Origin of the sequence: Paraburkholderia phymatum, from assembly GCF_038900715.1 — a bacterium.
GTDB classification, from domain to species: domain Bacteria; phylum Pseudomonadota; class Gammaproteobacteria; order Burkholderiales; family Burkholderiaceae; genus Paraburkholderia; species Paraburkholderia phymatum_A.
The window spans coordinates 501,850-528,550 of the sequence record NZ_JAYMRZ010000003.1; the positions used below are offsets into that span (position 1 = coordinate 501,850).

Below are 26,701 nucleotides of genomic sequence, written 5' to 3' on the forward strand. Positions count from 1 at the left end.
TTAGCGTTGCTCGACAGTATCGGAAGGGGATTCGCCGACGACATTCCACGCTGCGACTGCCATGCCGCCAGAACGTGATGCGCGCGACGCACGCGAAAAGCCCAACGCGAGCAAAGCGCCCGCCTTGAGGAGGCATTCGATCAGCGATTGCGAGAAAACCCACACCGACTGGTTAAGTTCGACGGGTAGTCCCGGTACGATTGCGACGAGGCTCAGTCCGCACAGGAACGAAAACAGCCACTGCGCGCGCCTGACGCCACGCACCGCCGCAACGCCCATCGCGACCCAGAGAATCTTGGCAATCGCGAGCGCTGCGATGCCCATGTGGCCCAACGGAGGATCGAGTTCGGCAGGCGTCTCGATCAGCGACCAGCCGCACACGCCGAGAACGAAAAGAGTCGGAGCGAGTATCAAACGCGTGCGGCTGCGGTGCGCGCGCATTTGCGGCAGAGCGTCAGCGTCGTCGATGACGCTCCCGAGTGAACGATCTGCCCCGGCCTTCACGATCGAACGTCTCCTGTCGATGCCATGCCTGCGCGAACCATACGAAAGCGAATGATCGAATTGTCGTATGTCGAAAGCAGGAGCGGTAGTTAATCTTTGTTAAGTCACAGCACTCCATCCTTTTTAGACGATTCGGCCGGCGGCGTTTTCAAGAACAACAGTCCTGTGCGTGAAAACCACTATGTGGTGCTTCCGTTTTGTTCAGGCTCTCGCGCGAGCCACGGCGAAACGCAGTCCGCGACGACAACGAAGATCAGCGCCGCCGCCCCGATCGCAAACAGCAGACGATGATTGCTGCCGCTCGCGTTGAAGATCGCCGAATACGCGTAGCCCGCAATCGCCTGAGATGCTGCGAAGGTCGTCGTCGCGCGGCTCCACACGACGTGCTGCTTGCCGTGGTCATGCACGACTTCGTGGATGCGCGCGAGCATCGTCGGCACAATGCCGGGCGGATAGCTGCCGATCAGCAGCGTGAGCGCGCCAATCAGTACCCTGTTGCTCGACATCGCAAGTGCCGCGAGAGCCACGACTTGCAGCAGCGACAGCACGCGGATAGCGAATCGCCCGCCCAGGCGGTCCGCGACAAAACCATAAACAGGCGCACCGAAGATCGCTCCCGCGCCATAGAGAATCCAGTACGAAGCGCCGATGTGCGCGCCGGCGCCGAGCCCACGGGCGATGAAATCGACGAGAAAGACCATCGTGGGAACAAGGCCGAGCGCCATCAATGCGTACTCGACGTAAAGCACGCGGACTGTCGAAGGCTCGCGCGCCTTAACAGTGTGAGACGCCGATGAAGCGTGCAACGATTGCGTTGCGGACGGCCATCCGTGCCACGTCGCCAAGGTCAAGGCGGCGGACAAGACTGCGATGCCGATCCACGTATTCTGCAAGCCGAGGTTGAGCAGCAAGGGAACGATCGTGCCCGACGCCGCGATGCCGACGCCGAGGCCGAGAAAGATCGCTCCGCTTGCAAGCCCTTTGCGCGCTGCGGGCACGTGCGGCAGCACGGTTGCGGCGACCAGCACCATGATCGTTCCGCCCGCCACGCCCGACATCAATCTCCAGAAGAAGAACCACGCCACCGATACGGGAAACGCACAGGCTAGAAACGCCACGGTGACGAGCAACATCATTGCTCTCAACGCCGACGTGTTCGTCGCGCGATGCGCAAGAGGGCGACCGAGCAGCGCGCCGAGCAGATAGCCGGCGAGATTGGCCGCGCCGAGATACACGACATCCGATGCCGCAAACCAATGCGCTTGAATCAGCGGCGGAATGAGCGGCGTATAGGCGAAGCGAGCGAGTCCGATACCGACGAGGCTCGCACTGAAACCAGCAAAGATATGTCGCCATATGGCGATACGGCCACTGTCGGCCGTCGAAGAGAGAGAGGCATCTGTGGACATATTGAAGTGTTCCGCTTGAAGCCGCGCGCTGCGTGGCGGTTTTCGAAGGAGCGGAACGAGCCGCTCGCCATTTTTGACTTGAATGTCAATCATGCGAATTCTAGACACGCTTGACAAACATCGCAAGGGGAATGTGACCGCGGAATTCATCAGGCGGAACCGCAGACGCATTGCAGCGGATCACACGCTTCAAAATCTCGCTATGTGGGAAGCGGGCTGGCTACTGACCTTTCTTATATCCACGGAGGCACGCGGGACGTTTGCTTGCGCAGTTCCAGCAAAGCGTTTAATCTTCGAACTACGACTTATAGAGTCGTAGTTATAAACGGACGTTCGTATGCTTGCATCGTGCTGAAGCCTGCTGGCACGTCGCAACCGTCAGAAATGCTTTGTATCGGAGAGTTGAAAATGAAATTCGTCGAGACCGTTCTCATATCCACTGCCGCAGCGTGTATCGCGCTCGGCGCATCGCACGCCGCCCATGCGCAAGGCATCGATAGCCCGCACGAGCACATCAGCCCGGCGTTCCAGACGGCCATTGCAAACGTGCCAGGCAAGACCATGACGGCCATCGTCGTCGACTACAAACCGGGTGGCGTTTCGCCGTCACATCGGCATGGGCAGGCGTTCGTGGTCGGCTATGTGCTGCAGGGCGAAATTCGCAGCAAGGTCGACGGCGGCGAGGCGCACGTGTATCACGCGGGCGAGAGCTGGACAGAAACGCCCGGCGCCCACCATCTGGTCAGCGAAAACGCAAGCAAGACCAGGCCTGCGAAGCTGCTCGCCATCTTTGTCGCGGACGACAACGATAAGAACCTCGTGATGTGGGACAAGAAGTAAGTCACGCGCATATTTGGCTTATCGAATCAGAGCAAGAGCACGCAAGGCACGCGCAAGCTTCAAGCATTTAGTTGCCCGTCGATCGTGGCTATCGGCCATTAAAACGTGCGTGCCTTTATTCAGTTTGGGATGCATGCGTTCATCGTCTTTGGGCTGCGCATCGATCAATCGCTTACTACGCGAAATTGCCCCTCGATTGGCGAAGCTTAGCTTGCCGTATTGCGGTCAGAACGTCCAATATAGAGTCATGGCGCGTCGATGCCTTGTATGGACGATGCGTATCGCTGCGCCATGCAGGCATGTCAAACAAATTGCCTTGCGAGCCACACCGTACAACAACGTTGACGTCAGCAGCAGCACCTCGGCCGCGCGATCGCGAGCCGCCAGCCAAACTCTGTGACGGAGGTGAATGATGACTCGTCCGGTCGAAGAAGATATTGTTCGACGCGCATTGGTGGGCGTTTTGATGCCCACACCCTCGACGCTTGAATCGACCAGAAAAGCGCAATACGGTCCAAAGAAAAAATTCCGCATGACCAAACGTCCACCGCCCGAAGCGCTGGAACCTGTCGAAGTGGAACCACCGCCCGCGCATATTTCGATTCTCGAACTTCTATCGTCAAAGACGCTCAGCGTGTGCTGGAGCGACCCGCGCTCGGGTCATTACGCGGATCAGGTATGGCGGATCGGCCTCGCGCGCAAGGACGCCTTTTGCGTTTTGACAGGCAGGCCGATTCGACGCGGTGATCCCGTGTTCCGTCCGCGCGCATGCGAAACGTATTTCCCCGCAAACCGCAATCGAATGATCCTCGCGTCGGAAGTGCCCGGCTATGCGAGGGGCATCCTGCTCGACTAGATTCGACCGTCGATTCGTCCGCACATAGATGTATATAAGGAAGTGGTGAAACTCTAATATTTCTGCGCCTTTGACATACGCTCGACTTTTTTCCTGATCGACGGCGGCCACATGGCCGCTGTTTCCTTTGGCACGTACGATACGTTCGCGAAACACTGTTTCCCGTTTTCATCACGGATGCTCCGGCCGTCTGGGTCGATAACGGCCTGAGCCTCTCTGCATAAGCCTCTCGCTTCTTCACACGAATTCCGGATGCACGACGCCCGGAATCTCCGTTTGCGCCCCCTCCGTTGCATCGAATTCACAAACCCACTATTCTCGCAACTACGATATTTTGAGTCGCAGTAACAGCGCCCCGGGGAAAACGAAGGTTCTGTCGCTCGCGAGTGACCCAGCCGTCTTCGGCCGCCAGGTGCGGCGCCGATTTTCAAAAATGTTGCAACTGGAGAGCAAACATGAAGATTTTTCACGTCGATTCAAGCGCCAAGCGCGAACGGTCCAATTCGCGCGCGCTGTCGCGCCAGTTCATCGACAACTTGCGCAGTGAAGGCGTTGAGGTCGAAGTCGACTACCTCGATGTCACCGTTGATACGCCGGCGCACGTCACCGAGGCATTTGCAATTGCGACGTATCGCGACGAACAGGCGCGCACCGATGAAATGCGCGCGACGCTCGCTGCTTCCGACGCACTCTGCAAGCGCCTCTTCGAGGCCGATGCTTTCGTCTTCGCGATGCCGATGTACAACTGGTCGATGCCGTCCGCGTTCAAGGCGTTCATCGACAACATCACGCGTGCCGGCATCACCTACAAGACAACGGAGGATGGACGCATCGTCGGCCAGCTGAATCGTCAGAAAGTACTGTTCATCACCACGCGCGGCGCGGACTTGCGCCCCGGCAACGTGTTCTCGTCGATGGATGCGTTGACGCCGGCGCTCAAGGCGGCGTTCGGCTTCATCGGTGTCGATGCCGCCACTTTCGTCGATGCACAGCCGCTGCAATTCTCCGATCAGGACGCACGCATTGACGCGTTGAAGCGCGCGCACGCAGACCTCGCAGCCGTGGCGGCCGATTGGGCGACATGGGAGCGGGAACGCACCGGCAGAGAGCAACTCGAAACGGCGTAAAGCATCTGCCGCAAGAATGCGGCTCTTCCCATGCGCAAACAAAAAGGCCGCAGCATCAATGCTGCGGCCTTTCGCGTCAAACTCGCCGGAAAATGACCTCGCGACTATCGCTCCGCGTCGTGTGCCCTAGGACGATCGCCGCGCTCGCGACGCCGGCCAGTCGCACGCCCTTCGAGCCACTTCACGACTTGCGGCCCGAACGTGCGTGGCGCTTTCGCCGATGTGCGCGTCGCCAGTTCCGAAAGCGATTGCGATGCCAGCGCCTCGCGCATGCGCTTCTCGGCGTTCTGCATCACCGCATGGATCGAGCAGACGCCGCTCGACGCCCATGTCGGCGCCGTCTCGCCGAATACCGCACAACGCGTGCGCACTTCGCGGCATTCGAACAGCGGCTTGTCGCCGTCGATCGCCGTCACGACATCGAGTACCGAAATCTGGTGTGCCGGACGCGCCAGTGCAAAGCCACCCTTCGCGCCCTCCGTCGCAATGACGAGCCCCGCCTTGTGCAGCTTCGTGAACAGCTTTGCGACGTAATCGGCGGGTACGCCCTGCAGTTCCGCGAGGTCGCGCACGCTCGCTTCCGTCACGCCGCCCGGCGCCTGTTCGGTCAGATAAAGCAGGCAGTGCAACCCGTATTCGACGCCCGCGCTGATGTGAGACATAGCCACTCCGACTGATCTAATCGCAGTTAGGCTACCTGCTTTCGAATGCGGGTGCAACCCGGCAGGCGCTGCATGCCTGCCGGATTGAAGTCTGAACAATGGAAACGTCGCTCGTGCTAGAGAGGACGCGTGCTGTCGAGCGGATGTAGTTCGAGCGCATCGTCGACGGCAAGCTCGTGCGCAATGAAGTCGATCAGCGTGCCGACGCGCCGGCTCGGCACCGCGCCCACATAGACAGCGAACAGATCGACGCGCTCACCGATGAACGCGTCCAGCGCTATTTCGAGCCGGCCGGACATCAGTTCGTGATAGATGTCCCAACGGTTCTTGAGCACGACGCCATAGCCGTTCACAGCCCATTCGCGCAGCACGCTGCCATCGCTCGCGACGCGGTTCCCCGATACCTTCACCGACACCTTCTTGCCGTCGATGATGAACGGCCAGTCCGACAGCGGCCCATCGGGCCGCGCGAATATCAGGCAATTGTGCGAAGAAAGCTGAGACGGGTGCATCGGCTTGCCATGCGCCGTCCAGTACGACGGTGCCGCGCAGACGACGAGCGGGCCCGTCAGCAGCAGCCGCGCCTTGAGCCGCGAATCGATCAGGGGTCCGTTGCGCAACGCAAGGTCCAGACGCTGATCGACGAGATCGACGACGCCGTCGGTCAACAGCAGCGACACCTGCACTTGCGGATGCAGGCTCATGAACTTGTCGAGCAACGGCACGACGCGGGTCCGGCCGAAATCGTTGCTGGCCGTGAGACGGATCGGTCCATTCAAGGGGCCGTCGTCGCGCAGGCTGAGTATGGCGGCATCCCAGTCGGCGAGCACGCGGCGCGCGTCGTCGAGAAAACGCTGACCTTCGTGCGTGAATGACAGCCGCCGCGTCGTGCGCGTAATGAGCCGCGCGCCGACTTCCTCTTCCAGCTTTTGCAGCGCAAGTGTGACTGTCGAAGTCGAGATCGTGCTCTTTCGCGCGGCCGCGGAAAAACTCCCGGCTTCGGCGATTTCGACGAACAGCCTTAACGCGTCCAGCCGGTCCATCGTCGTGTCCGTTAGAAAGAGTCGTAGCAGTATGGGTGTTTGCTTCGGCGGCTCTTGCTATATACGCGCGCGCATATGGCGACGGTGGCGCGCCATTGGCGCGCGCCACGAATCGACACCTGAGTATCGAATAATTCGATCGGTATCTAAAGACAAACTAGCGCCGAAATCGGTCCATTAACGCTTTTCCCGAGCTCATGTTATTTCGCCTCGGAGAACTTTCGTGAGGACGAACGCGTGCCCGGTCATTTTTTCAGGTTCTCCGCGCGAACCGCATCATCGCCACATACAGCACTGCGCCCGCGACCGCGCCGATCAGCCAGCCAAAATTGTTCTCGGGCAGCACGTGCAGCAACTGCGTGCACAACTCCCAACCCACGGAGATGCATCCCGACAGCACAAGCGCCGCAACACCCACCTTGTTCCAGCCGCCGTCGTAATAGAAACGTCCCGTCGGCGCCATCGTATAGAGTTCGGCCGTTTGCACCTGCTGTTTTTTGATGAGGTAAAAGTCGGCCATCATGACGCCATACAGCGGTGCGAGCACGGAGCCGAATATGCTGACAAAAATCGTAATGGCCTTTGGACTGTCGACAAAAATCCACGGGCAAACGAGCACGGCGAGAATGGACGCGATCAAACCGCCGCGCTTGAAATCGACATGCTTCGGGAAAAGATTGGCAAGATCATAGGCAGGCGAAACAAAATTGGCGACGATATTAATGCCCATTGTCGCCACGATAAACGTCAGGCTGCCGATCACAACGGCCACCTTGTTCTGGATGCGCGCGACGATCGCGACGGGGTCCATGATCATCGAACCAAATACGCTCGCGCTACCCGACGTCACGATGACGGTAATGATCGCAAAGACGATGAAGTTGACGGGCAGGCCGAGGAAATTGCCGACTTTCATTTGCTGCTCGCTTCTTGCGAAACGTGAGAAATCGCCGAAATTCAGCAGCAACGCAGCGAAATAACTGACGACGAGCAATATGGCATTGCCCATTCCAGCAAACTGTTGCGCGCCCGTCAGCGCTTTGCCGCCAAGCGTCAGGCTCAAGCTGCCAAGCCCAGCTTGCGAAAGAATCCACGCCATCAACGCGAACATCACGACGTACACAGCGGGGCCGCAAAAATCAATGAACCTGCGGATCGTCTCCATGCCGCGTTGAAAAATAAAGAGCTGGAAGATCCACATGAAAAGAAAGCTTATCCAGCCCAGGCCATCGAGTTTCAGAAAACTCACGTCACGCAATGCCGCTGATGCAGGAATGAACAAGAGCAGCAGTGTCGCGACGGCTTTGGACGCGAAGTACGTCTGCACGCCATACCAGACAATGCCGACTATGCCGCGAATCATCGCCGCGAGGTTCGCGCCCATCACGCCCATGCTCACGCGCGCCATCACCGGGAACGGAATGCCGTGCATATAGCTCGGCTTGCCGACCCAGTTCATCAGCATGTAAACAACAAGAATGCCGACCGTCAGCGCGATCAGCACCTGCCAGCCGGAAATGCCTAGTAGAAAGAGACTCGCCGCGAACGTATAGCCGCCGACGCTATGCACGTCGGACATCCACATCGCAAAGATGCTATAGCCCGTCCACGTGCGGCGGTCGTGCGGAACGGGCGCGAGATCGCGGTTGTGCAGGCGCGAATCGGCCTGCTCGGCCAAATCGCTGGGACCGTGCGGCGCATCGAATAGAGGTGACGTGGACATGGCTCCCCCTGCTGGTTGAAGCATGGCCGTCTCCCGAAGACCGCCATGACTTGACGATGCGACGTGGCGCGCACGCGTGATTCACTGCCGGACCCGACTGGAATCACGTCTGCGATGACAGGTTTTGTTTCTGCAATATAGGTTGATTGTTTTAGTAATAAAAGCACCAGTCGATACGACAAAAAACAGGCATGCGAATTGAAACGGGGAAAGAGAGACGCGAGAACCGCGCAGAGGATGAATGCTTCCGTGACCGATGAACGCGTCGCACGGCGTGGGTTTCGCCGCTGACCATCCCTGCCGGCGCCATCTTGCGAATGACGCGGCACCCGTCGGCGGAGGGTTATCCGCCCGTCGTTGCGGGCAAGGAAGCATAGTGAAGAATATACCGGCGATGCGCGGGGATAGGCTTCCTGTCTCACGCGAAAGACGGGCGCATACCGGAATGTCGTTCCATTAGAATAGAAATTTCCAGAACATTCTTCCGACCGAACATCATGCAAGCCCGCAACCGCCCGCTGGACAATCAGGACCGCGCGATCATGCGCGCGCTGCAAAAGAACGCGCGCCTGTCGAACGCGGAGCTGGCCGAACTCGTCGGCATGTCGACCACTGCGTGCTGGAACCGCACGCGCCAGCTCGAAGCCGACGGATATATCCGCGGCTACGTCGCGTTGCTTGACCAGCAGAAGCTGGGCTTCGCGGATGTCGTGCTGATCGAGGTCACGCTCGACCGGCACGACGACGACGCGCTGGCCCGCTTCGGCGCCGAACTCGCGACGCTGCCCGAAGTGCTCGAGGCGTATCTCGTGTCGGGCGAATACGATTATCTGGTCAAGGTGGCCGTCGATGGCACGGCGGGCTATGAGCGCTTCCTGCGCGAAAAGCTCTATAAGATCTCCGGCATTCGACACAGCCGCTCGATGTTCGCGCTGCGATGCATGAAGAGCATTCCGTCGGTGCAGGTCTAGGAATCAAGCCGACGCCTGGTCCGCGCTTCGCCGAGCAGGCACGCCGCGCAGCAAAGCGATGCCGCTCATGAACAGCAATGCGGTCAGCAGATAGAGCGCGTTGTCCATGCTGCCCGTTTGCATCTTGATGAGCCCGATCACCCATGGGCTCACAATGCCGCTCGTAATGCCGATGCTGCTGATCAGCGCGATGCCCGCAGCAGCCGCCTTGCCCGACAGATAACCGGACGGCACGGTCCAGAAGATCGGCAGCGCGGCGAAGATCAGCACGGCGGCAATCGACAGAATGCCGAGCATCGCGGGAAAGCTGCTCAGATGCAGCGTGAGCAACGAGAGCGCAATGCCGCCCCCCATCGTGCAAAAGGCGAAATGTTTGCGGCGCTCGCCGTGACGGTCCGAATGACGCGCAATGGCAATCAGCCCGACCGCGCCGATCGCATTGGGAATCACCGTGTACAGGCTGATCCACAGCACGTCGTGGACGCCGAAATCGCGGATCATCAACGGCATCCAGAAGTTGAGCGTCAACGACGCGCACGTCAGCGAGAAATAGATGAACGCGAACAGATAGACGCGCGGGTTGCGCAATGCGTCGATGAACGAGCGCGAAGAATGCGAACTGGCGGGACGATGCTCGGCATCGCGTTGCGCGATCAGATGATCCCTCTCCTGCTGCGTGAGCCACGCGGCTTTTTGCGGCCCATCGACGAGCCAGAACGCAGCGAGCAAGCCGAGCACGACAGCGGGCGCGCCTTCGATCGCGAACATCCACTGCCAGCCGAACAGGCCCATGACGCCCGCCATGTCGCGCATGATCCAGCCGGAGACGAGACCGCCGAGCACGCCGGCCACTGCGACACCCGCGAAGAAGATCGACAGGATCACGGCGCGCCGTTGCGCGGGATACCAGTACGTCAGATACAGCACGATGCCCGGAAAAAAGCCCGCTTCGAACACGCCGAGCATGAACCGCAGCAGATAGAAATGCGACGGTTGCGAGACGAACATCATGCACACCGACGCCGCGCCCCACAGCAGCATGATCCGCGTGAACGTGCGGCGCGCGCCGAAGCGCGCCAACAGCAGATTGCTCGGCACTTCGCACGCCACGTAGCCGATATAGAAGACGGCCGCGCCGAGTCCATACATCGCATCGCTGAAGCCGAGATCGTGCTTCATCTGCAATTGCGCGAAGCCGATGTTGATGCGATCGAGAAACGAAATGACGTAGCAGAGAAACAGAAACGGCACGATGCGCAACGTGACCTTGCGATACAGCGCCGTGTCGTCGTGCTGCGTGGCGGCGGAACCACCAGGCTCATAGGCATGCGGAACAGAGTGGCTCATGGACTGACTCATCAGGATCTCCAGACAATACGGGTCCAACGGACCCAACGGGTCCGGCGTTTGTTGCGCCGTGTTGTGAGGTTGTGAAGGTGTGAGGCTGCGGGAAAACGGCGGCTCGCGAGCGCTTACGCTGCGAGCCGCATCATGAGATCAGGCCGCGACGCGCGGCGCGTCCGCTGCATGCCCGGCGGCAGCGTGCGCATTCTTTCCGTCGACGCCTTCGCGCGCATATCGAATCGCTTCCATCAGCGTCGCATGGTCGCCGATATGATTCGCGAGCAGCAGAATCAACTGCGCGTTGGCCGCCTGGCTTTGCGCTTCATCGAAGTCGCGATGCATGTCGATCAGCGCTTCGTAGAAGTCGTCGGGTTGTGTCAGATTGAGTTGCGTGATGAGTGCCACTGTTGTCTCCTTGCTCCGTTCCCTGTGTTTACGCGACGCCTTCCACGCACAAAGCCCGCTTGAGCGCGGCTTCGACGCGCGCCGCGTCGAGCGTGCGCCAGCGCGCACACACATGCTGGTCCGGGCGGATCAGATAGAACGCGCCGGGCGTCGCGTCGTAACGCGAGAACGCGAGCCCCTCGGCATCGTCGAGCACGACTGCGCCCTTCAGATCACGTATCGAATCGCGCGCGCCATCACGCACGACGATGACCAGCTTCAACGGAATCGGTCCATCGTGCAGCGCATTCCACGCGCGTTGCGTCGCGGCGTCGATGCCGTCCTTGCTGCAAAACAGCACGCCCGTGAACACCTCGCCCACTTGCGCGAGCAGCCAGGCAGGCACGCCGTTCAGCAGAACCGGCGCGTCCGCGCAGGAAGTGCCCGGCGTCATCTTGCCTTCGAAGCTGTCGGAATCAGCCGTGTTGAGCGCCGAATCGCGCAACACCGCAGGCACCGAAAGACGCCCGCTGTTGGCGAGCGCACGCGCAAACGGATGCTGACGCGCCAGCTTCAGCACGGCGTCGCGGAACGTGCGGCTGACGGGCGACTTCGGCGTGATGAAATCGGTCGAACGCGTCGAGTTGCGGATGTTCTCGTCGGCTGCATATTCGCGTTCGCTCGCATACGTGTCGAGCAACGTGTCGGGCGCGCGGCCGTCGAGCACCATCGCGAGCTTCCACGCGATGTTCTCCGCGTCCTGGAAGCCGCTGTTCGCGCCGCGCGCGCCGAACGGCGACACGAGATGCGCGGCATCGCCGACGAACACCACGTTGCCATGCCGGAAGCGATCCATGCGCAGACACGAGAACGTGTACACGCTGACCCATTCCAGTTCGAACTTCGCGTCCGGCCCGAGCAGCGCACGCACGCGCGGCAGCACGCGCTCGGGCGTTTTCTCGAGAACAGGGTCGGCGTCCCAGCCGAGTTGAAAGTCGATGCGCCACACGTTGTCGGGCTGGCGATGCAGCAGCACCGACTGATTCGGATGAAACGGCGGATCGAACCAGAACCAGCGTTCGCTCGGAAATTCCGCTTCCATCTTCACGTCGGCGATCAGGAAACGGTCCTTGAAAACGCGGCCCTTGCTGTCGAGTCCCATCATGTTGCGGATGGGGCTGCGCGAGCCGTCGGCGGCGATGACGTAGCGGCCACACAACGGATAGTCGCCATCGGGTGTCTCGACGGTCAGCGTGACAAACGCATCGGCGGAACCCGGCTCGCCGTGCTGCTGCAAGCCGATCACCTTGTTCTTCCAGCGGATGTCGATATTCGGCAGCGACTGCGCGCGTTCGAGCAGAAAGCCTTCGACGTAGTACTGCTGCAAGTTGATGAACGCGGGACGGTGATGCCCCGCCTCCGGCAGCAGATTGAACGTGTACACCAGTTCGTCTTGCAGAAAGACCTTGCCGACGTTCCAGCTGATGCCCTTGTCGACCATCCGGTCGCCGCAGCCGAGGCGGTCGAAGATATCGAGCGAGCGCTTCGAAAAGCAGATCGCACGCGAACCTGTCGAAAGCGAGCAATCGTCGTCGACGAGCACGACGGGCACGCCGTGCTGCGCGAGATCGATTGCCGTCGCGAGACCGACGGGCCCCGCGCCGACCACGATCACGGGATGCTTCGCCGCGCCGCTATCCTGCTCGGCGCAGCGCCGGTATTCGAACGACAAGGTCTGGTAGTCGATGCTGCTCATTCTGCTGTCTCCATCCGTCTGCTCTTTGCTTCGTCCATGCCGCATCACGCGTGGCTGGCATCACGCCTTGAATCACGCCTGGAGCGCGTCCCACATGTCCTTGTCGCGCTGCGCGGTCCAGATGCGCGGATGCGTAATGCCGCTCGCTTCGTCATACGCACGCGACACGTCGAACGGCAGGCAGTGCTCGTAGATGAAAACCTGGCCGAACTTCGGGTCCATCGCCTTGCGCGTGTGCGCCATCGCGGCCTTCAGATCGAGCTTTTCGGCGACGGCCTCGCGGCCGCTTTGCAGCAGTGTCGTGACGAAGTCCTTCGTATAGTCGAGGCCTTTGTTCACGTCTTCAGGCGTGGTCAGCGCGGGGCCGCGGCCCGGGACCAGCTTCTCGGCGTTCAGCGCGCGCAGCGCTTCGAGCGTCGCGGGCCACTGTTCGAGCTGCGCGTCGCCGCAATAGCACGCAGCCTCGTATTCGACGAGATCGCCCGAGAACAGCACCTTTTGCGAAGGCAGCCACACGACGGTATCGCCCTTCGTATGACCCGCGCCCAGATGCGCGATGCGCACTTCGAGCTTGCCGAGAAAGAGCGTGATTTCCTTCTCGAACACGAGCGTCGGCCATGTGAGGCCCGGCACCGTTTCGACGCCCGCAAAGAGACGCGGAAAGCGCTCGATCTCCGACTTCATATCGGCCGCGCCGCGCTCGACGATCATTTCATACGTGCCGCGACTCGCGATGATCTGCTGCGCGCCTTCGTTGAAATACGCCGATGCGCCGAGCACGCGCACCGCGTGATAGTGCGACAGCACGACGTATTTGATCGGCTTGTCGGTGACGCTGCGGATCTTCGCGATCAGATCTTGTGCCATCGCGGGCGTCGCGGTCGTATCGACGATCAGCACGCCATCGTCGCCGACGATCACGCCCGAGTTCGGGTCGCCTTCCGCCGTGTACGCGTACGCGTTGTCAGACAGTTGCGTCCACGTGATCTTCTTCTCTTCGAGGTCGGCTTGCGATGCGAATGCCTTGGCCATGCTCGTCTCCGTCAATTGAGGGGGCGAAGGGCGAGACGGCGCGCGCCGCATGCGAACGGCCGGCGCACTGATGGATGACTGTCTCGCCCCATTGGTTGGAATTGCCCGGCGGCTGTTGCTGTCGCGTCGGGTTGATTCAATCTTAGACCCTGCCGATTATTTGTCAATAGCGAAACGTGTAGCCATACGCTAATTTCGTGTTTACCCTGAGCGATCGCGGGATCGGCGCGATCGTCGGCGGTCGAAGGCGCGCGTTCGTTTAACATGGACCTTTTTTCGGAGCACACGAACGTCGTGAGCGGCATGAGCAAGGCAGCCAAGGTAGCGAAAGCAGCAGACAGCCAAACGGGTGCGGGCAAGCAGCAGCGCGGCATTCAGAGCGTCGAAGTCGGCGGACGGCTGCTGCATGCGCTCGCGACGGCGCGCGCGCCGCTCGCGCTCTCCGACCTCGCATCGGCCGCCGACATCGCGCCGGGCCAGGCGCACGCGTATCTCGTGAGCCTCACGCGGCTCGGCCTCATCAAGCGCGACGAACTCTCGGGACGCTACGAGCCGGGGCCGTTGTCATTGCGGCTCGGCCTGATGCGGCTCGCGAACCAGCCTGCGTTTCGCGCCGCCGTGCCGCGCGTCGTCGCGCTCGCCGAGGAGATCGGCTTTAGCGTCGCGATCTGCACGGCCGGTCCGCAAGGGCCGACCATCGTCCGCTACGAGCACGCGGGCTTTCCGCTGCATGTGAACCTGCATGTGGGCACCGTGATGTCGTTGCCCGCCACGTCGACGGGACGCGTGTTCTGCGCATTCGTCGCGCCCGCTCAAGTGCAGACGATGTGGACGAACCAGTCGGGCGGCACGGCCGATATCGTCGCGCCCGCCGAACGCAAAGCGTTCGACGCGACGCTTGCCGCGATCCGCGAGCGCGGCATCGAGCGCGGCATCGACGCGCCGAGCCCCGGCATCAGCAGTCTTGCCGTGCCCGTGCTCGACGCCGCCGGCAAGCTATGCCTCGCGCTGACGGTGATCGGCCCAAGCGGCGCAATCGATGTGAACTGGAACGGACCGGTCGCGCGTGCGCTGCAAAACGCGGCGCGCGAGATCGGCGCGGATATCGTGGCGCATTGAACATGAACGAAGCCCTCAAGACCTCGTCGTCCGAAACTGCCGACGCAAAACAGCAGCGCGGCATCCAGTCGCTCGACAGCACGGGCGAACTGCTCACGGCTCTCGTCGCGGCGGGCAAGCCGTTGTCGTTGCGCGATCTGGCGGCGGCAGCGGGCATGCCGGCCGCGAAGGCCTTTCCGCATCTGGTGAGCTTGCAGAAGATCGGCTTGCTCGGGCGCGATGCGTCAGGCTGTTTCGAAGCGGGGCCGCTTGCGCTCGAACTGGGTCTGATCGGATTGCAGCGCCTGTCGCCGACGCGCGAAGCGGAGCCCGAAATCGTCGATCTCGCGGTGACGACGGGCATGAGCGTCGCGATGGCCGTGCTCGGTCCGCTCGGGCCGACCGTCGTGCGGCTCGAAGAATCGGCGCGGCCGTTGCATGTGAGCCTGCGCGTGGGCACGGTGATGTCGCTCGTCAACACGGCGATCGGCCGCGTGTTCGCCGCTTATGTCGCCGACGATGTGCGGCACGGTCTGCTCGCGCAGGATCATCTGCGTCTCGCGGGTGCGCAGCGCACGGAGATTTTCGCGTCGCCGGATGCGCGCGCGGCGAAGCTCGCGCCGCCGTATGCGGCACGTCTCGCGCAGATCCGCGAGCATGGCATCGACACCGCGCTCAACAAGCCGATTCCCGGCATCAACACGCTGGCCGCGCCCGTCTACGATCACACGGGCAGCGTCGTGCTGGTGATCGCGCTGATGGGCACGGCGGGGAGCTTTGACAGCGATACCCAAGGCGGCGCCGCGCAAACATTGCTCGCGGCGACGCAACGTCTGTCGCGACGCTTCGGCTACGTGCATCGCTAAGGATCGACGACGAACGCCTGACTAACGAGGCTCAACGCGGCTCGTCCTCGGCGGCCTCGTCTGCTTCGTGCGACAGGCGCGCCTTCGCGTGGCGCATCTTCTCCAGCGTGTGCGGTTCGAGCCGCAATGCGACGCCGATCGCGAGCGCATCCATCACGCACAGATGCACGAGCCGCGACACGCCCGGCGTATTCGGATCGACGGGACTCGGCACGCGCAGCAGCAACGGGATATCGACCATCCACGCGAGCCGCGAGCCGACGTTGGTCAACGCAATCGTCGTCGCGCCGCGCTCCTTCGCGATCTGCATGCTCTCGTTCACTTCGACGCTGCGCCCCGAATGCGAAATCGCGAACGCGACGTCGCCGGGTTCGAGCAGGCCCGCGTACAGGCGCTGCAAATGCCCATCCGTAAAAGCGCTCGCAGCGATGTCGAGGCGCAGGAAACGCAACGCCGCGTCCTGCGCGACAAGCCCCGAACCCGAGCCGACGCCGAAGAAATATACGCGGCGCGCGCTCGCCAGCGCGGCCATCGCCGCATTCACCGCGACGGGGTCGATCGCGCTACGCGCCTGCATGATGCCCTCGACAGCCGCTTCGCCGACCTTTTGAATCAGCGCCTGCGTATCGTCGTCGCGCGCGACGGCCTGCGACGCATACGGCATCCCGCCCGCGACGCTTTGCGCGAGCTGCATCTTGAAGTCGCGCAGGCCGTGCGCGCCAACGGCACGGCAAAAGCGCGTGACGGAAGGCTCGGAGACATCCGCGCGCTGCGCAAGCTCGGTGATGCTCGCGCGCATCGCGAAGTCGACATCCGACAGCACCATGTCGGCGACCTTGCGCTCGGCGGGCCGCAGCGATTCGAGCGCGCTGCGGATATGAGGAATCAGGTTCGGTGCGGACACCCGTGCGTTCCTTTGGGTTGAAGATGAATCAACGGCATGTCGTCGCCGTGCCGTGCCGTCAGCCGAGTCTGCGTCCGCTCTCCGTGTCGAACAGATGCATGTGCTGCTCCGGAAAGCGCACCGTCACGCGCTGGCCCGGCTCGATCGACGCGCGCTGGCGCATCGTCACGCACCACGACGCGCCGCCGATCTTGCCGTACAGATGCGTTTCCGCGCCCGTCGGCTCGATCACTTCGACGTCCATCGGAATGCCGTCGTTCGATGCTTCGATATGTTCGGGCCGCACGCCGAGCGTGACCTTCGCGCCGGGCTTCGCGGTCGCGCCGTTCGCGCCTTGCAGCGGAATCTGCGCGCCGTCGCCGAGCTGCAATGCGACGCCGTTCGCGGCGTTCACCACAACGCCTGCCGCGAAGTTCATCGAAGGCGAGCCGAGAAAGCTCGCGACGAACAGATTCGCCGGCCGGTCGTACAGTTCGAGCGGACGCCCGATCTGCTCGATGCGCCCAGCGTTCATCACGACGATGCGATCGGCCATCGTCATCGCCTCGATCTGGTCGTGCGTGACGTAGATCACCGTGTTCTTCAGCCGCTGATGCAGCGCCTTGATCTCGGTGCGCATCTGCACGCGCAGCTTCGCGTCGAGGTTCGACAGCGGCTCGTCGAACAGGAACAGCGACGGCTCGCGCACCACCGCGCGCCCCATCGCGACGCGCTGACGCTGGCCGCCCGACAGCGCGCGCGGCAAGCGGTCCAGATAGCCGCTGAGATTCAGCATCTTCGCGGCCGCCTCGATCCGAGGCTTGAAGCTCGTCGACGCTTCCTTGCGGATGCGCGGGCCGAACGCGATGTTGTCGTACACGGACAGATGCGGATACAGCGCGTAACTCTGGAACACCATCGAGATATTGCGCTGCTGCGGCGGCAAGCCGTTCGCGCGCGTGCCGCCGATCGTCAGTTCGCCGCCGCTGATTTCCTCGAGGCCCGCGACCATCCGCATCAACGTGCTCTTGCCGCAACCCGACGGGCCGACCAGCACGACGAACTCGCCGTCGTCGATGTGCAGGTCGATGCCGTGCACGACCTGCGTGTCGCCGTAACGCTTGTAGATGCCGCTCAGTTGCACTGCTGCCATGCTGTCCTCATCGTCGTCGTGCGCGGCGTTGCATGTCGCCGCGTTGCGGTTGTGCGGTCACGTCGCCTGTTCCAAGGCGTTAAAGGCATTAAAGGCGTTAATCGCGCTACAGCGATTCGAGCGTCAGCTCCTCGGCCATCAGGCGATTGCCCGCCATCAAGCCGCCATCGACGGGCAGCGCAACGCCCGTGATCACGCGCGCCATCGGCGACGCGAGAAAAAGCACGGCGTCGGCGATGTCGTCGGGCGTCGCGAAGTCGCGCAGCGGATACCACTTCTTCAGGTTCTCGAAGACCTGCGGATTCTTGTCGACGCGCGCCTGCCACGCCTTCGTCTTCACGGTGCCCGGACACACGATGTTCGCGCGGATGCCGTAACGCCCGAGTTCGATCGCGAGCGACTTCGTATAGCTGATGAGCCCCGCCTTCGCCGCGCTATACGCAGGATGACCGAGCGCGGCCATGCCGTTCACCGAGCCGATCAGCACGATCGACCCGAGCTGCCGCTCGATCATCGACGCGCGCACCGCTTCGACCGTGTGATACGTGCCGTTCAGGTTCAGATGCACGTCGCGCTGCCAGCTCACGGCGTCCGTCTTCGCGAGCGTCAGCCCGTCCGCTGCGCCCGCATTCGCGACGAGCACGTCGACGGGGCCGCGCGCTTGCACCGCTTGCGCAACGCGCTCGCGCACAGCGTCGGCATCGCCGAGATCGACGGCGACGGGCGTCACGTTGTCGCCGCCCAGACTCGAAGCAAGCTCGTTCAGCGCGGCGGCGTCGATATCGAGCGCGAGCACCGTCGCGCCGTCCTCGACGAAACGCCGGCACAACACGCTGCCGATTCCACCGCACGCTCCCGTCACCAGCACGACACGCTTCATGTCCGTCCTCTCCGCGTTCGCGAACGGCCCGCGCTCGACGCGCGAGACCGCCCTTGCCATGTAAATTTCCTACATAGTGCGCATTTTCAGGGTTTGCGAATGATGCGTCCGCTACATACATCGCCAAACCCGCACCGCACAAAAAGCCCATCTTTTACGGCATCTTATGCAAAAAACCGGACGACAAAAAATATCGTCAGCCCTACGTGACAACATTTTTTTTCGTGTGTAGGATTTTTTCAAACAATCAACCCAAGCAGCCGGCTACGGCGGCGGACCACCCCAGGAGAGACGAAATGTCGTTGCATGCACGTGCTTCCCTTACGCTCGGCAAAGTCGCCGCAGCGCTCGCGTTTGCAGGTCTTGCCCTATCGGCGCACGCCGATACGGTGCGTGTGACGGTCGCGCACTACAGCGACGCGACGGCCCCGTACTTCGAGAAAATGGCCCGCCAGTTCGAGAAGGCCAATCCCGGCACCACGATCAAGATCGAGGACGTGAACTGGGACACGCTCCAACAGAAGCTGCAAACGGATATCTCGGGCAACGCCAACGCCGACCTCGCGATCGTCGGCACGCGCTGGCTGCTCGATTTCGTGAAGGACGACGTGGCCGAGCCGCTCGACGGCTACATGGACGCGAATTTCAAGGGCCGTTTCATCGGCCCGTTCCTGGCTCCCGGCCAGATCAACGGCAAGACGTATGGCCTGCCGATCGCCGCATCGGCGCGCGCGCTCTACTACAACAAGGATCTACTCGCGAGCGTCGGCTATCCGAATGGCCCGAAGACGTGGAATGACGTGATCGATGCGTCGAAGAAGCTGAAGGCGAAGGGCGTCGCCGGTTTCGGCCTGCAGGGCAAGGAAATCGAAACCGACGTGTACTACTACTACGCGCTGTGGACCAACGGCGGCGACGTGCTGAACAAGCAAGGCAAGGCCGGCTTCGATTCGCCCGCGGGCATCAAGGCGGCGACGCTGTACAAGTCGATGATCGACCAGGGCCTGACGCAGCCAGGCGTGACGGGCTACAGCCGCGAGGACGTGCAGAACCTGTTCAAGCAGGGCCGCGTCGCGATGGTGATCTCCGCGCCGTTCCTCGCGAAGCAGATCAAGAAGGAAGCGCCGAATCTGAAGTACGGCATCGACCCGGTTCCCGTCGGCACGAATGGCGCGACGTATGCCGTCACCGATTCGATCGTGATGTTCAAGAACTCGAAGGTGAAAAAGGACGCGTGGAAGTTCCTCGACTATCTGTTCACGAAGGAACCGCGCGTCGAGTTCACGAGCACGGAAGGCTTCCTGCCGACGACGAAGGCCGAGGCCGCCGACCCCGCGTTCAACGATGCGGACACGAAGGCGTTCATCGCCCTGTTGCCGCAAGCGCGTTTCGCGCCGACGGTATCGGGCTGGGAAGACACCGCGAAGGCCGTGACGAACGCCATGCAGGCCGTGTATCTTGGCAAGGCGAAGCCCGACGATGCGCTGAAACAGGCCGCCAACCAGGCGAACCAGGCGCTCGGCCATTGAGGCGCGCTCGAACCTTCGTTGAAGATTCGCTATTAGCGTAGTACGGAAGCCGCATCGGCTCGACGTCGATGCGGCTTCAAGTTCGATGAGCGCGAGCTGCGCTTTGTTCATGCGAAGCGTGCGCCGTATTGCATCCGGCCCATTCCGTCCCGAGGGCTTCATGAGCTCCAACGCCCAAGCAACTGTCGATCGAGCGCGCATGAGCCGTTCCATCGCGCCGCGCGCCGCCGCGCCCTGGTGGCTGATCGCGCCGAGCCTGATCCTCGCGCTGTTCATCATCAGCTATCCGATCTTCAACATCGTGTACCAGTCGCTGCACGATGTGTCGCGCTTCGGCGCGATTCGCGATTTCACCGGCTTGAAGAACTTCTATACCGTCTTCGCCGATCCCGTGTTTCTCGATTCGCTGCGCCGGACGATCGTGTGGACGGCTTGCGTGGTCGGCGGCACGATCATCATTTCCGTGCCCGTCGCGCTGGTGCTGAACCAGGACTTTCATGGCCGCGGCATCGCCCGCACGATCGTGATGCTGCCGTGGTCCGTCTCGCTGACGATGACAGCCGTCGTCTGGCGCTGGGCCTTCAACGACGACTACGGGATGGTCAACGTCACGTTGCAGCGCCTCGGGCTGATCGGCGGGCCGATTCACTGGCTCGCGACGCCCGAGCTTGCGTTCCCGGTCGAGATCGCCGTCGGCATTCTCGTGTCGATTCCGTTCACGGTGACGATCCTGCTCGGCGGTCTTTCTTCCGTGCCCGGCGATATCTACGAAGCCGCGCGCATCGACGGCGCAAGCGCGTGGCAGCAGTTCCGCCAGTTGACGCTGCCGCTGCTGCGGCCGTTCGTGAACATGGCGATCCTGCTCAACGTGATCTACGTGTTCAACTCGTTTCCGATCATCTGGGTGATGACGCAAGGCGGCCCCGACAACGGCACGCATATCCTCGTCACGTACCTGTACGAACTGGGCTTCCGGCTCGGACGGCCCGGTCAGGCGGCCGCCGTGTCGCTGGTCATGCTCGTGATGCTGTTCGTGTTCTCGGTGCTGTATCTGCGCATTCAGCCGTCGAAGGAAGGAGAGCCCGCATGAACGCGAAAATGAAGCGCACCGTGTGGTGCTGGCTCGCGCTGTCGCCGCTCGTCGTGATCGTGCTGTTTCCGTTCGCCGTGATGCTGTTCACCGCGTTGAAGCCCGCGCAGGAAGTGTTCATCTATCCGGCGCGCTGGTTTCCCGTGCACTGGCAATGGCAGAACTTCGTCGATATGTGGACGGCCGCGAACTTCGGCGTCGCGTTGCGCAACAGTTGCGTGATCAGCCTGCTGTCGACGGCGCTCGCGCTGGCCGTCAGCCTGCCCGCCGCATACGCGCTCGCGCGCTTTCCGTTTCGCGGGCGCGGGCTCTATCGACAGTTTCTGCTCGTCACGCAGATGCTCTCGCCGATTCTGCTGGTGGTCGGCCTGTTCCGTCTCGCCGCGATGATTCCGTATGGCGACGGCAATCTCGTCGACTCGAAGATCGGCGTGATCGTCTCGTATGCGGCGTTCAATATCGCGTTCGCCGTGTGGATGCTGTCGTCGTATTTCCAGACCGTGCCGCGCGATCTCGAAGAGTCGGCGTGGCTCGAAGGATGCAGCCGCTCGCGCGCGGTGTTCAAGGTGTTCCTGCCGCTTGCCGTGCCCGCGATCGTCGTGACGGCGATCTTCACGTTCATCAATGCGTGGAACGAGTTTGCCGTCGTCTACACGCTGATCCGCTCGCCGGAAAACAAGACGCTCACCGTGCAAGTCACCGATATGGTGGCGGGCAAGTACGTCGTCGAATGGCATCTGGTGATGGCCGCGACGCTGTGCGCGACGTTGCCCGTGTCCGTCGTGTTCGCGTGGCTGCAGCGGTATCTCGTGAAGGGACTCGCGCTCGGCGCGGTGAAGTAACGCGTTTTCGCGCTATTGGGCCGGATGTCATGGGCGTGCAAAACTCACGGACGACAATCCGCCGGACAATATTCACCACGTTGACACATACGACTCGCTAACATGAGGCGTGACGCGGCCGTCAGGGCAATGCCGCGCAGGTCTGCTTCACGGCTCACAGGTTCACAGACTCACAGCTTCACAGACGGGAGATCGATTTGACCGAGCGCCACCTTGCATTGCGTGCCGTTGCGAATCCTAAAGACCCATTCGAAAGCCTGTTCATCGACTTGGGCGAACACTCGGCCGACAAGGCGCTCCTCGCTCTGACCGATGCAATGCATGCGCAACAGCGCGACATGAACGCGTATGAGTGGATTCTGAGCGCACTTCCCGGCGCAACGTTGAAGCCCGCGTTCGCTATCGGCACGGTCGGCGAGTTGTATCGGTCGTTCACGAGGCCGGCCGAATTCGCGCGCTTGAACCGTCTTCACAGGTCGTAGCGGATCATTTCAGCATCGTCCGTCGTCGCGCGGAAACGGCCCACTCACGCCGCCAAAGTGGCTACCTCAAATTAGGTCGAATTGGCCATTCCGCATGGCCAATTCAGCGCCTAATCTTCGTCTTGTCGCGCAAGCAAACGCACTTCATCACTGGGGAAACCACCATGGAACAACGTCTCGACTTCTACAAAGCGAACCCGCACGCGATCAAGGCGATGCTCGCCCTCGAAGAACGCATCGGCAAGAGCGACCTCGAAAAATCGCTGGCCGATCTGGTGCGCCTGCGCGCTTCGCAGATCAACGGCTGCGCGTTCTGCGTCGACATGCATACCGCCGACGCGCGCAAGGCCGGCGAAACCGACCGTCGTCTCGCGACGGTCGTCGTGTGGCGCGAAACGCCGTTCTTCACGGCCCGCGAGCGCGCGGCGCTCGAATGGACGGAAGCCCTCACGCTGGTGTCCGAGACACACGTGCCGGACGCTGTGTGGGAAGCGGTAAAGCCGCACTTCAGCGAAGCGGAACTGGTCGACCTGACGCTGCTTATTTCGTCGATCAACGCATGGAACCGCTTTGCGATTTCGTTCCGGAAATTGCCGTCGTAAGCGCGCTTGAGGCAGCGCATCGAGGTTGAAGAGCAAGCGGGCGATGCCCGCTTTTTTTCGTGTGTCGGCAGTCTGCGTCGCCGGATCAACGGCGCTATGCTATGGCGTCCGGTCAACATCAACGGGAAGAGAGACGCTCATGACAACGGCATCCATGATTACTTTTCGCCGGCCCGACGGCCAGGAACTGCAAGGCTATCTCGCCACGCCCGACAAACCCGATGGCGCGCCCGCCGTGGTCGTCATTCAGGAATGGTGGGGCTTGAACGATCAGATTCGCGGCGTCGCGAATCGCCTCGCGCAATCAGGCTACGTCGCGCTGGTGCCCGATCTGTATCGCGGCAAATCGACGGTGGAAGAGGAAGAGGCGCATCATCTGATGGATGGGCTCGACTTCGGCGATGCGGCGTCGCAGGACATTCGCGGCGCGATCCAATATCTGAAGGAGCGCGCGGGCCGCGTCGGCGTGATGGGCTACTGCATGGGCGGCGCGCTGACGCTGCTCTCGCTTTGCCAAAGCTCCGATGTATCGGCGGGCGTCGTCTTCTACGGCTACCCTCCGCTCGAATACATCGACGCTTCGAAAATCAAGGCGCCCGTGCTCGGCCATTGGGCGACGCAAGACGCGGCCTTTCCGATCGCAAACGTGGATACGCTGGAGTCGAAGCTGCGCGAAGCGAACGTCGACGTGCAGTTCCATCGCTATCTCGCGCATCACGCGTTCACCAACGAAACGGCTGTCGGCAGCGGGCGCATCGCGATCACGCAGTACGACCCTGTGTGGTCGCAACTCGCGTGGGACAGAACGCTGACCTTCTTCGGCCGCACGCTGTGGGCGAAGTAAGCGCGCGCGTTTCACGCGGCTGATATCGGGCGCTGGCCTTTGCGGCACTCAGCGCCCGGCGTGGTTTCACGCAGCGCGCCGCTCGTTGCCGAGCGGCTTTGGCGCTGCGCCGAACCACGCCGTGTTCGCCGATCAGTCGTCGTAGTGACGATGCTTGTGATGGCGCTTGCCGTGATAGCCGTGGTCATCCGCATACGAGTTGGAGCGCGAGACGTTGCCGCCGAGCGCCGCGCCCGCGCCGCCGCCCAGGGCCGCGCCGATGAGACCGCCTCCGCGTCCGCCCATCGCGTTGCCTGCCGCCGTGCCGGCACCGCCGCCCAGCGCGCCGCCGACGATGGCGCCCGTGCGCTCGCGGCGATTCGACGTGACGGCACCGCCGGCGCCGCCGCCGACCGCGCCGCCGATCACGGCACCCGTGCTGCCGCCGACTGCGCCGCCCAACGCCGCGCCGGCCACACCGCCGAGCGCGCCGCCAAGCGCATTGTTCATATCGCCGGCCAGCGCCGGCACCGACGTCGCAGCCGTAAGCGCTGCAATCGCGACCATCTGAAAGATTCGGTTCGACATAGAAGGGTCAGTTGTTTTTAAGACGGCGCGAGTATAACCGGACATCTGAAAGGCCTTAGTAACGCCGGCCGCCCTTCCCCGTAAGAGGTGTAACAAAGTTCGCGTCGTCAGTCTGAATGCCGCCGGAAGCAAGGCGGGAGCGGCCTCGGGCGCATTGTTTCGTGTCCGGCACGAGACTTTTCGCCGGCGCGGCGTTGCGTGATGGCGACGTGGGCTTGCACTATTTGATCGACTCCGCTAGCGCTCGAAAGGAGCGGCGATCGATCGCCGCCCGATCGGCATGGAGGATGCTCGTCAGGGCATGACGAAACGGGCGCCGCTCCGGACTCGACACGGGTCCGGTCACGCGCCGCTACACCCACTTGATCAGGAGGGTTCGATGAATATCAGCATCATCGGTGCAGGCAACATCGGCAAGGTGCTCGCGCGCCGGCTCGTCGAAAAAGGGCACGCGGTACGCATCGCCAATTCGCGCGGCGGCGCTTCGCTGCAAGCTGTCGCGCAGCAAACGGGCGCAACGGCGAGCAACGTGCCGGACATGATCGCGGACGCCGACGTGAACGTCGTGACGATCCCGCTCGCGAAGGTCCCGCAGCTGCCGAAGGGACTCTTCGGCAACGCGAAGCCATCGGCTGTCGTGATCGATACGTGCAACTACTATCCGCGTCAGCGCGACGGCAGGATCGACGGCATCGAGGCGGGCACGACCGAGAGCCGTTGGGTCGAAGAGCAGATCGGGCATCCCGTGATCAAGGTGTTCAACAACATCTACGCCGCGCATCTCGAAGGCATGGGCAAGCCGTCGGGCGCCGCGGGACGTATCGCGTTGCCCGTCTCGGGCGACGATCCGAAGGCGAAGCAGATCGTCTTCGGACTCGTCGACGACATCGGCTTCGATGCCGTGGACACAGGCACGATCGCCGATTCGTGGCGTCAGCAACCGGGCTCGCCCGTCTATACGGCGACCTCGACGCGCAAGGCGTGAAGGACGCGCTGGCGCGCGCATCGAAGGAACGCACTGCGGACTGGAAAGGGACGTCCGCCAGTCCGGGCACCTTCGAGCATCCCGCGTGACCGAACGGAAGCTGCACGATCATCACGCGACCGCGCATCTTCGCGAACACGCCGAAGCCGAGATCTAGCCGCCTGCTACATGACTCGCGCCATGTAGCGACGGCTCATTGAGCGAAGCCGAAGCCGGGCTCGAACTGCTTCCCGACGAAGGCGATATGCGCGTACATCGCGCGTTGCGCGGCTTCGGGATCGCGGTCCCGCACTGCGAAGAAGATGGATTCGTGCTGGTTGAGCCGCATCGCCGATTGCCTGAACGCGTTCGCGTTGTTCAGCGTCGCATCGAACGTATTCGCGGCGATGTGCTCGCGAAGCATCGTGATGACGCTCGCGTAGAACTGGTCGAGCATCCGGTTGTGCGAGGCGGCCGTCAGCGCCGTATGAAACTCGCCGTCGACGATGGCTTCCGCATCCACGTCGTGTGCCTCGACCGCGTTGCGCATCTTCACGAGAATGGCCTGAAGCCTGTCGAGTTCTTCCGCTGTCGAGCGTTGCGCGGCAAAGCGCGCGGCCGCGCATTCGAAGACCAGCCGGAATTCGAGCGTCTCGGCCCGCAACGGCGGATTCTCGGCGACCAGTTGCAGCCACGGCGCGCTCAGACGCGCCGGCTGTCTCTGCACGACGTACACGCCGCTGCCCGGCTTCGTTTCGAGCATTCCACGCGTGACGAGCCGCTGGATCGCCTCGCGCACCGTCGAGCGCGACACGCCCAGCGATTGCGCGAGCGCTCGCTCCGCGGGAAGGCGCGCCGAGGTTTCCCACCCGCCTTTGAGCAGCTTCTCTTCGAGCTGCCGGACGGTCCTGTCGACCGCGCTGGACGAAAGTGTGTGAAATCCCATGCCGGTGCTTCCCGAGATTGGTCTGACCGATTTGCGTCGCCTGGTGGACGAAATCACTATTCGCCACATCGAGCATGCGGACATCTCGATACCGCAGCCGATGCTCACAAGCTCCACAATCAGGAGGAAATGGAATGGACGCCTCCCCCCGCAAGGGCTGACAGTAGGTGCAGATTGGGGGAGTAACCAGGATGAAGGGGGGTTCTCACAGCCGACGGCATCAGATGTGCCAAAGTGGAAGTAGCGAAACAAACCACTTGAGGAAGGAGAACCCCGAATGAAGCTTACCGCAGTCGGTGTTGAT

27 protein-coding genes are annotated in these 26,701 nt (G+C 62.3%); 13 read left to right on the top strand and 14 right to left on the bottom strand.

Annotation, left to right across the window (positions count from 1 at the left end; translation table 11 throughout):
• Both VSR68_RS08590 and VSR68_RS08595 read right to left on the bottom strand, forming a co-directional pair.
• Positions 1-504, bottom strand: a complete 504-nt coding sequence (locus VSR68_RS08590) for a hypothetical protein (RefSeq protein ID WP_342939401.1) — start codon at positions 502-504, stop codon at positions 1-3.
• 179 nt (positions 505-683) lie between these two features.
• Positions 684-1,913, bottom strand: coding sequence for a YbfB/YjiJ family MFS transporter (locus VSR68_RS08595; RefSeq protein WP_342939446.1), 1,230 nt, complete (start codon positions 1,911-1,913; stop codon positions 684-686).
• A gap of 408 nt (positions 1,914-2,321) precedes the next feature.
• Here VSR68_RS08595 and VSR68_RS08600 point away from each other — a divergent pair, with 408 nt between their 5' ends.
• The 3 genes from VSR68_RS08600 (at position 2,322) to VSR68_RS08610 (ending at position 4,736) form a co-directional block, all read left to right on the top strand.
• Positions 2,322-2,753, top strand: coding sequence for a cupin domain-containing protein (locus tag VSR68_RS08600; protein WP_342939402.1), 432 nt, complete (start codon positions 2,322-2,324; stop codon positions 2,751-2,753).
• Between the two features lie 532 nt (positions 2,754-3,285).
• On the top strand, positions 3,286-3,609 hold the full coding sequence (locus VSR68_RS08605; protein ID WP_342939403.1) for a DUF3331 domain-containing protein: 324 nt from the start codon (positions 3,286-3,288) through the stop codon (positions 3,607-3,609).
• 455 nt (positions 3,610-4,064) lie between these two features.
• A complete protein-coding gene (locus tag VSR68_RS08610) occupies positions 4,065-4,736 on the top strand; it encodes an FMN-dependent NADH-azoreductase (protein ID WP_342939404.1) in 672 nt (223 codons plus the stop codon).
• 104 nt (positions 4,737-4,840) lie between these two features.
• Here the strand turns inward: VSR68_RS08610 and VSR68_RS08615 are convergent, their stop codons facing one another.
• The 3 genes from VSR68_RS08615 to VSR68_RS08625 form a co-directional block, all read right to left on the bottom strand.
• Positions 4,841-5,398, bottom strand: a complete 558-nt coding sequence (locus tag VSR68_RS08615; protein ID WP_342939405.1) for an Rrf2 family transcriptional regulator — start codon at positions 5,396-5,398, stop codon at positions 4,841-4,843.
• Positions 5,399-5,514: 116 nt separating this feature from the next.
• Entirely contained in the window at positions 5,515-6,441 is a 927-nt protein-coding gene (locus VSR68_RS08620; protein WP_342939406.1) for a LysR family transcriptional regulator, read from the bottom strand.
• 253 nt (positions 6,442-6,694) lie between these two features.
• Positions 6,695-8,164: an NCS1 family nucleobase:cation symporter-1 gene (locus VSR68_RS08625; RefSeq protein WP_342939407.1), complete on the bottom strand. Its 1,470-nt coding sequence runs from the start codon at positions 8,162-8,164 to the stop codon at positions 6,695-6,697.
• 497 nt (positions 8,165-8,661) lie between these two features.
• On the opposite strand from VSR68_RS08625, the gene VSR68_RS08630 reads away from it, so the two are divergent.
• Positions 8,662-9,135, top strand: a complete 474-nt coding sequence (locus VSR68_RS08630; protein WP_342939408.1) for an Lrp/AsnC family transcriptional regulator — start codon at positions 8,662-8,664, stop codon at positions 9,133-9,135.
• Positions 9,136-9,138: 3 nt separating this feature from the next.
• On the opposite strand, the gene VSR68_RS08635 is transcribed toward VSR68_RS08630, so the two are convergent.
• From VSR68_RS08635 to VSR68_RS08650, 4 genes are all read right to left on the bottom strand, one after another.
• Positions 9,139-10,482 (bottom strand): MFS transporter, encoded by a 1,344-nt coding sequence (locus VSR68_RS08635; RefSeq protein ID WP_342939447.1) that lies wholly within the window; start codon positions 10,480-10,482, stop codon positions 9,139-9,141.
• Positions 10,483-10,632: 150 nt separating this feature from the next.
• Complete coding sequence (locus VSR68_RS08640; protein ID WP_342939409.1) at positions 10,633-10,884, bottom strand: DUF2783 domain-containing protein; 252 nt, start codon at positions 10,882-10,884, stop codon at positions 10,633-10,635.
• A gap of 28 nt (positions 10,885-10,912) precedes the next feature.
• Positions 10,913-12,619 carry an FAD-dependent oxidoreductase gene (locus tag VSR68_RS08645; protein ID WP_342939410.1) on the bottom strand — a complete coding sequence of 569 codons (1,707 nt, stop codon included), beginning with the start codon at positions 12,617-12,619 and terminating at the stop codon, positions 10,913-10,915.
• Positions 12,620-12,691: 72 nt separating this feature from the next.
• The gene (locus VSR68_RS08650) at positions 12,692-13,651 is read right to left on the bottom strand and encodes an MBL fold metallo-hydrolase (RefSeq protein ID WP_342939411.1); all 960 of its coding nucleotides are present in this window, start codon (positions 13,649-13,651) and stop codon (positions 12,692-12,694) included.
• A 264-nt stretch (positions 13,652-13,915) separates the two neighbouring features.
• On the opposite strand from VSR68_RS08650, the gene VSR68_RS08655 reads away from it, so the two are divergent.
• Both VSR68_RS08655 and VSR68_RS08660 read left to right on the top strand, forming a co-directional pair.
• A complete protein-coding gene (locus VSR68_RS08655) occupies positions 13,916-14,770 on the top strand; it encodes an IclR family transcriptional regulator (protein WP_342939412.1) in 855 nt (284 codons plus the stop codon).
• Between the two features lie 2 nt (positions 14,771-14,772).
• On the top strand, positions 14,773-15,615 hold the full coding sequence (locus VSR68_RS08660) for an IclR family transcriptional regulator (protein WP_342939413.1): 843 nt from the start codon (positions 14,773-14,775) through the stop codon (positions 15,613-15,615).
• Positions 15,616-15,646: 31 nt separating this feature from the next.
• On the opposite strand, the gene VSR68_RS08665 is transcribed toward VSR68_RS08660, so the two are convergent.
• The 3 genes from VSR68_RS08665 to VSR68_RS08675 all read right to left on the bottom strand — a co-directional run bounded on the left by VSR68_RS08665 (position 15,647) and on the right by VSR68_RS08675 (position 18,531).
• The gene (locus VSR68_RS08665; RefSeq protein ID WP_090863951.1) at positions 15,647-16,519 is read right to left on the bottom strand and encodes a MurR/RpiR family transcriptional regulator; all 873 of its coding nucleotides are present in this window, start codon (positions 16,517-16,519) and stop codon (positions 15,647-15,649) included.
• Between the two features lie 58 nt (positions 16,520-16,577).
• On the bottom strand, positions 16,578-17,651 hold the full coding sequence (locus tag VSR68_RS08670) for a sn-glycerol-3-phosphate ABC transporter ATP-binding protein UgpC (RefSeq protein ID WP_342939414.1): 1,074 nt from the start codon (positions 17,649-17,651) through the stop codon (positions 16,578-16,580).
• A 106-nt stretch (positions 17,652-17,757) separates the two neighbouring features.
• Positions 17,758-18,531, bottom strand: a complete 774-nt coding sequence (locus VSR68_RS08675) for an SDR family oxidoreductase (RefSeq protein WP_342939448.1) — start codon at positions 18,529-18,531, stop codon at positions 17,758-17,760.
• A 296-nt stretch (positions 18,532-18,827) separates the two neighbouring features.
• On the opposite strand from VSR68_RS08675, the gene VSR68_RS08680 reads away from it, so the two are divergent.
• The 6 genes from VSR68_RS08680 to VSR68_RS08705 all read left to right on the top strand — a co-directional run bounded on the left by VSR68_RS08680 (position 18,828) and on the right by VSR68_RS08705 (position 23,920).
• On the top strand, positions 18,828-20,060 hold the full coding sequence (locus tag VSR68_RS08680) for a sugar ABC transporter substrate-binding protein (RefSeq protein ID WP_342939415.1): 1,233 nt from the start codon (positions 18,828-18,830) through the stop codon (positions 20,058-20,060).
• Between the two features lie 199 nt (positions 20,061-20,259).
• Positions 20,260-21,150 (top strand): sugar ABC transporter permease, encoded by an 891-nt coding sequence (locus tag VSR68_RS08685; RefSeq protein WP_342931552.1) that lies wholly within the window; start codon positions 20,260-20,262, stop codon positions 21,148-21,150.
• On the top strand, positions 21,147-21,992 hold the full coding sequence (locus VSR68_RS08690; RefSeq protein WP_087732933.1) for a carbohydrate ABC transporter permease: 846 nt from the start codon (positions 21,147-21,149) through the stop codon (positions 21,990-21,992). Before VSR68_RS08685 ends, VSR68_RS08690 begins: the two co-directional genes overlap by 4 nt.
• 197 nt (positions 21,993-22,189) lie before the next feature.
• The gene (locus VSR68_RS08695; RefSeq protein ID WP_342939416.1) at positions 22,190-22,474 is read left to right on the top strand and encodes a hypothetical protein; all 285 of its coding nucleotides are present in this window, start codon (positions 22,190-22,192) and stop codon (positions 22,472-22,474) included.
• Positions 22,475-22,638: 164 nt separating this feature from the next.
• The gene (locus VSR68_RS08700; RefSeq protein ID WP_342939417.1) at positions 22,639-23,076 is read left to right on the top strand and encodes a carboxymuconolactone decarboxylase family protein; all 438 of its coding nucleotides are present in this window, start codon (positions 22,639-22,641) and stop codon (positions 23,074-23,076) included.
• A 139-nt stretch (positions 23,077-23,215) separates the two neighbouring features.
• On the top strand, positions 23,216-23,920 hold the full coding sequence (locus tag VSR68_RS08705) for a dienelactone hydrolase family protein (RefSeq protein WP_342939418.1): 705 nt from the start codon (positions 23,216-23,218) through the stop codon (positions 23,918-23,920).
• A 132-nt stretch (positions 23,921-24,052) separates the two neighbouring features.
• On the opposite strand, the gene VSR68_RS08710 is transcribed toward VSR68_RS08705, so the two are convergent.
• A complete protein-coding gene (locus VSR68_RS08710; protein WP_342939419.1) occupies positions 24,053-24,487 on the bottom strand; it encodes a hypothetical protein in 435 nt (144 codons plus the stop codon).
• Positions 24,488-24,866: 379 nt separating this feature from the next.
• Here VSR68_RS08710 and VSR68_RS08715 point away from each other — a divergent pair, with 379 nt between their 5' ends.
• Positions 24,867-25,472, top strand: coding sequence for an NADPH-dependent F420 reductase (locus tag VSR68_RS08715; RefSeq protein WP_342939420.1), 606 nt, complete (start codon positions 24,867-24,869; stop codon positions 25,470-25,472).
• A gap of 193 nt (positions 25,473-25,665) precedes the next feature.
• On the opposite strand, the gene VSR68_RS08720 is transcribed toward VSR68_RS08715, so the two are convergent.
• The gene (locus VSR68_RS08720) at positions 25,666-26,397 is read right to left on the bottom strand and encodes a FadR/GntR family transcriptional regulator (protein WP_342939421.1); all 732 of its coding nucleotides are present in this window, start codon (positions 26,395-26,397) and stop codon (positions 25,666-25,668) included.
• Positions 26,398-26,701: the final 304 nt, after the last annotated feature.

Coding starts and splice junctions, on each gene's coding strand:
- VSR68_RS08595 (WP_342939446.1), bottom strand. CDS start 1,913: ATGTCCACAGATGCCTCTCTCTCTTCGACGGCCGACAGTGGCCGTATC.
- VSR68_RS08600 (WP_342939402.1), top strand. CDS start 2,322: ATGAAATTCGTCGAGACCGTTCTCATATCCACTGCCGCAGCGTGTATC.
- VSR68_RS08605 (WP_342939403.1), top strand. CDS start 3,286: ATGACCAAACGTCCACCGCCCGAAGCGCTGGAACCTGTCGAAGTGGAA.
- VSR68_RS08610 (WP_342939404.1), top strand. CDS start 4,065: ATGAAGATTTTTCACGTCGATTCAAGCGCCAAGCGCGAACGGTCCAAT.
- VSR68_RS08615 (WP_342939405.1), bottom strand. CDS start 5,398: ATGTCTCACATCAGCGCGGGCGTCGAATACGGGTTGCACTGCCTGCTT.
- VSR68_RS08620 (WP_342939406.1), bottom strand. CDS start 6,441: ATGGACCGGCTGGACGCGTTAAGGCTGTTCGTCGAAATCGCCGAAGCC.
- VSR68_RS08625 (WP_342939407.1), bottom strand. CDS start 8,164: ATGTCCACGTCACCTCTATTCGATGCGCCGCACGGTCCCAGCGATTTG.
- VSR68_RS08630 (WP_342939408.1), top strand. CDS start 8,662: ATGCAAGCCCGCAACCGCCCGCTGGACAATCAGGACCGCGCGATCATG.
- VSR68_RS08635 (WP_342939447.1), bottom strand. CDS start 10,482: ATGAGCCACTCTGTTCCGCATGCCTATGAGCCTGGTGGTTCCGCCGCC.
- VSR68_RS08645 (WP_342939410.1), bottom strand. CDS start 12,619: ATGAGCAGCATCGACTACCAGACCTTGTCGTTCGAATACCGGCGCTGC.
- VSR68_RS08650 (WP_342939411.1), bottom strand. CDS start 13,651: ATGGCCAAGGCATTCGCATCGCAAGCCGACCTCGAAGAGAAGAAGATC.
- VSR68_RS08655 (WP_342939412.1), top strand. CDS start 13,916: ATGGACCTTTTTTCGGAGCACACGAACGTCGTGAGCGGCATGAGCAAG.
- VSR68_RS08660 (WP_342939413.1), top strand. CDS start 14,773: ATGAACGAAGCCCTCAAGACCTCGTCGTCCGAAACTGCCGACGCAAAA.
- VSR68_RS08670 (WP_342939414.1), bottom strand. CDS start 17,651: ATGGCAGCAGTGCAACTGAGCGGCATCTACAAGCGTTACGGCGACACG.
- VSR68_RS08675 (WP_342939448.1), bottom strand. CDS start 18,531: ATGAAGCGTGTCGTGCTGGTGACGGGAGCGTGCGGTGGAATCGGCAGC.
- VSR68_RS08680 (WP_342939415.1), top strand. CDS start 18,828: ATGTCGTTGCATGCACGTGCTTCCCTTACGCTCGGCAAAGTCGCCGCA.
- VSR68_RS08685 (WP_342931552.1), top strand. CDS start 20,260: ATGAGCCGTTCCATCGCGCCGCGCGCCGCCGCGCCCTGGTGGCTGATC.
- VSR68_RS08690 (WP_087732933.1), top strand. CDS start 21,147: ATGAACGCGAAAATGAAGCGCACCGTGTGGTGCTGGCTCGCGCTGTCG.
- VSR68_RS08700 (WP_342939417.1), top strand. CDS start 22,639: ATGGAACAACGTCTCGACTTCTACAAAGCGAACCCGCACGCGATCAAG.
- VSR68_RS08705 (WP_342939418.1), top strand. CDS start 23,216: ATGACAACGGCATCCATGATTACTTTTCGCCGGCCCGACGGCCAGGAA.
- VSR68_RS08710 (WP_342939419.1), bottom strand. CDS start 24,487: ATGTCGAACCGAATCTTTCAGATGGTCGCGATTGCAGCGCTTACGGCT.
- VSR68_RS08715 (WP_342939420.1), top strand. CDS start 24,867: ATGAATATCAGCATCATCGGTGCAGGCAACATCGGCAAGGTGCTCGCG.
- VSR68_RS08720 (WP_342939421.1), bottom strand. CDS start 26,397: ATGGGATTTCACACACTTTCGTCCAGCGCGGTCGACAGGACCGTCCGG.